Here is a 3538-nt window from a genome sequence, read left to right as displayed (position 1 = left end):
CAACGTATAAAATTAATTGCTTGGTTTATGCTTACTTACGAAAATCCTCGCGGATTTTCTATTCGGTTTTTATTTATTAAATTCCGTGCTAAACCACGCAACTAATCTTATACAAAACCGTTGTGCGACATACAAAACAATCTAGAATATTAAAATCTATTAAACAAAATATGGACAGAAGATCATTTAGTAAAGGAGCACTTATAGGAACTGCCGGTTTTATAAGTGGCTCAATAATAGCTTGTGAAAATAAATCAGGATACAATACCGATTTAGAAATACCTAAAGGCAAATTGATAAATATTGCTGATGGATGTGAAGGAACTGGTGAAGCGCCAAAGTACCAATTGGATGCCAAGGGTAAAATGGAACAAATTTACAAAGGTAACTTATACCATAACAAGGATGGTGTTCTTGGTTTTTCAAAACTTCAATCTGGAGATATTCATCAGTTTGATGCATTTTTAGAAACGGGATGTTATCAAATTACTGGTGATGCCATTGAAATGCGTGTGCCGAGTTCGATTATTGGTCGTCGTCCAGGTTTTGGAAATCCAAATGGAGAATTCCCAATGCAACACGGAACTAATATTCGATTCAAAACCAATGGAATACGAATTGGTGCTTACAACAAAGGGATAAATAAAAAAGATTGGATAGACCTTCGTATGAGCTTACCTATGATTAAAGATTTAGGGTTATACAGAGACCCAACTCAAAAACGGATTACTGAAATAGGAAAAGGAGCTGCGATATGGTTAGATATGAGCCACGACTCTACTACGATTTCTAATGTACGTGTGGCAATGGCATCTTATGGGTTACTTTCTACTTGTTTTACTGATACCATTCGTGTCGATAATCTACATACAGCAGATGTTGATTTTCCTGTTTATTTTGGAGGTAATGAAGATTTAGAACTAGAAGGACAAACAACTGCACATTGGGCAAACTCTATAAGCAATTCTTGTTTTGCTGATGGTGATGGCCCCTGTGTTATTAAAGAAACAAAACACTTTAATAATTTTAGTGGTTGGCAATTTAATAACGTGCACATAGTTCGCCAAGGAAGAAAAAAAGGAATTGGTCCGGAATCCTGTAATTTGTATTGGACAAGTAATGGCGGACAAATACGTGGTGGAATCATCAAAGAACCAGGAGTAATGCTACCACTTAGCGATGGCGGTTCCTATTCTAGAAAAGGGGGACAAATAGATGCCGATGGTATTATACTTGGTGGTAGTAGCAACGTAATTGACACTTGGTTTATTGGCGCCTCTGGGGAAGGACGTGCAAACCTTAGGCTTTTACCAGGAGCAAATAAAAATGTAATCCGTAGTTATTTTGGAGGGGCAATAAATGGTGCTATTGATTTAATTATACCAAAAGGTTGTGAAGAAAACATTGTATATTGTACTCCTGGTATGACTATTTTAGACCAAGGAACAAACACTCAATTTATCGGTAAAGAAATTGCCTTAATCATCAATGATTGAAACAAGGAGATTTCGAGATTCTGACTTCTTCAATACGATATCTATTTATTGAAATTTCAGTTTGAAATGAATAAGAAGTACGACCGCACAACACATAAAGCATTCGTCTTGCCGATAGGCCAGAGATGAATGCTATGTTGACTGACCCGGTGGTGGATTTATGGGGAAAGTGATGTGTGGTAATCTTCAATTCTAGAAAGTACAACCTCGTTTTTCACAAATTTCAAGGTTTGAAAATACGCTTTGACTATTGAAAAACGAATTGGACTACCAACTAAAGTAGTTACTCCAGTGTTTCAAGTGAGATCAATATCCTTTTTCTTGTTTAGACTAATAAAATGTATGCCTACGGATATCACTTCACAGCTTTTACGCTTGATTCATAACCTTGTCTCTATTTAAGTTTGTTCCTAATTAATATTATTAACTGATTTTACAAAGCTCCTCTCATTTGTTATTTCAATTGATCAAACCTAGTATATTTTGTATTTTTGAAAAAAGCCACGAATACTTTTTATGTAGTGGCATTACAAGTTAGCTTACCTCATTTATGAAAAAAATACAAATGGTTGATCTTAAAGGTCAATACGAAGATATTAAGGAAAATGTAAACCATGGTATACAGGAAGTATTAGAAAATACTGCCTTTATTAATGGACCTCAGGTACATAAGTTTCAAAAAGAATTGGAAACCTATTTAGGCGTACAACATGTAATTCCCTGTGCTAATGGTACCGACGCCTTACAAATTGCAATGATGGGTTTGGGTTTAAAACCTGGTGATGAGGTGATTACAGCTGATTTTACCTTTGCCGCAACGGTCGAAGTAATTGCCTTGTTACAACTTACTCCAGTACTTGTAGATGTTGAAATTGATACGTTTAACATTAATCCAAAAGCAATAGAAAAAGCAATCACCCCCAAAACAAAAGCTATCGTTCCTGTACACCTGTTTGGACAGGCTGCAAATATGGATGCAATACTCGAAATTGCTAAAAAACACAACCTTTACGTTATTGAAGATAATGCCCAAGGTATTGGCGCCAATTACACCTTTGCCAATGGAACTAAAAAGAAAACTGGAAATTTAGGGCACGTAGCTTCTACTTCTTTCTTCCCTTCTAAAAATTTAGGTTGTTATGGAGATGGAGGGGCTATTTTTACCAATGACGATGGCTTGGCGCACACCATTCGTGGTATCGTAAATCACGGTATGTACCAGCGTTACCATCATGACGTTGTTGGTGTTAACTCCCGATTGGACTCCATTCAAGCCGCAGTCTTACGGGCTAAATTACCAAATCTGGACACATACAATACCAAGCGTAGGGCTTCCGCCAGAAAGTATAATGATGCTTTTAAAGGTATTCCTCAAATTGAAATACCAGTAACGCATACTAGTTGTACTGGCATTTGTGAATCATGCGATTGCCATGTATTTCATCAGTATACCTTAAAGGTAAAAGGCATTGATCGTGATGCTTTAGTTGCGCATTTACAAAAAAATGAAATTCCATGTGGGGTATACTATCCTATTCCTTTGCACTCACAAAAAGCTTATATTGATGAACGCTATAACGAAGCTGATTTTCCAGTAACCAATCAGTTAATTAAGGAAGTAGTTTCCTTGCCTATGCATACGGAATTAGATGATGAACAAATAGCATTTATTGCAAAAACAGTAATTGATTTTGTAACTAAATAAATATTAAAATGAAAGTAACAACTGCAATTTTAGCAATAATCGCCTTAGCAGGAATTATTTGGTTTTTTAAAATTAATAAAACGGATACCGATGCCCGTAAAAATGCCATTTCCGTGGAAGCTAGAATTGAAAAAGTAAACTGCAAACAACGCTTAAAGGGAGACAAAAGTGTAGTCGCTGTTGCTTACAAAGGTCAGATTTACTATATTTTTTTCAAAAATCAAAAAGACTGCGAAGCATACAAAGAAAAGCAATACGTTACGGCATATTATTCCAAAACGCATAATAAGCTATTTTTAAATCTTTAGCTCAAACAGCGTTACTACACAAACAAAAA

Annotated in this window: 3 protein-coding genes; all 3 read left to right on the top strand. The window is 35.8% G+C overall.

The genetic code is table 11. The features are described 5' to 3' along the window. Positions 1–170: 170 nt before the first annotated feature. The 3 genes from GMC_RS0101930 (at position 171) to GMC_RS0101920 (ending at position 3509) form a co-directional block, all read left to right on the top strand. Positions 171–1496 carry a hypothetical protein gene (locus tag GMC_RS0101930; RefSeq protein WP_010520553.1) on the top strand — a complete coding sequence of 442 codons (1326 nt, stop codon included), beginning with the start codon at positions 171–173 and terminating at the stop codon, positions 1494–1496. A gap of 550 nt (positions 1497–2046) precedes the next feature. After that, positions 2047–3201, top strand: a complete 1155-nt coding sequence (locus GMC_RS0101925) for a DegT/DnrJ/EryC1/StrS family aminotransferase (protein WP_010520552.1) — start codon at positions 2047–2049, stop codon at positions 3199–3201. Between the two features lie 8 nt (positions 3202–3209). Then, positions 3210–3509, top strand: a complete 300-nt coding sequence (locus GMC_RS0101920) for a hypothetical protein (RefSeq protein ID WP_010520551.1) — start codon at positions 3210–3212, stop codon at positions 3507–3509. Positions 3510–3538: the final 29 nt, after the last annotated feature.

This window comes from Aquimarina agarivorans (assembly GCF_000218485.1).
GTDB classification, from domain to species: Bacteria; Bacteroidota; Bacteroidia; order Flavobacteriales; family Flavobacteriaceae; genus Aquimarina; species Aquimarina agarivorans.
The sequence above is the reverse complement of the archived record's forward strand: the minus strand, read 5'-3'. Positions and strand labels throughout refer to the sequence as shown.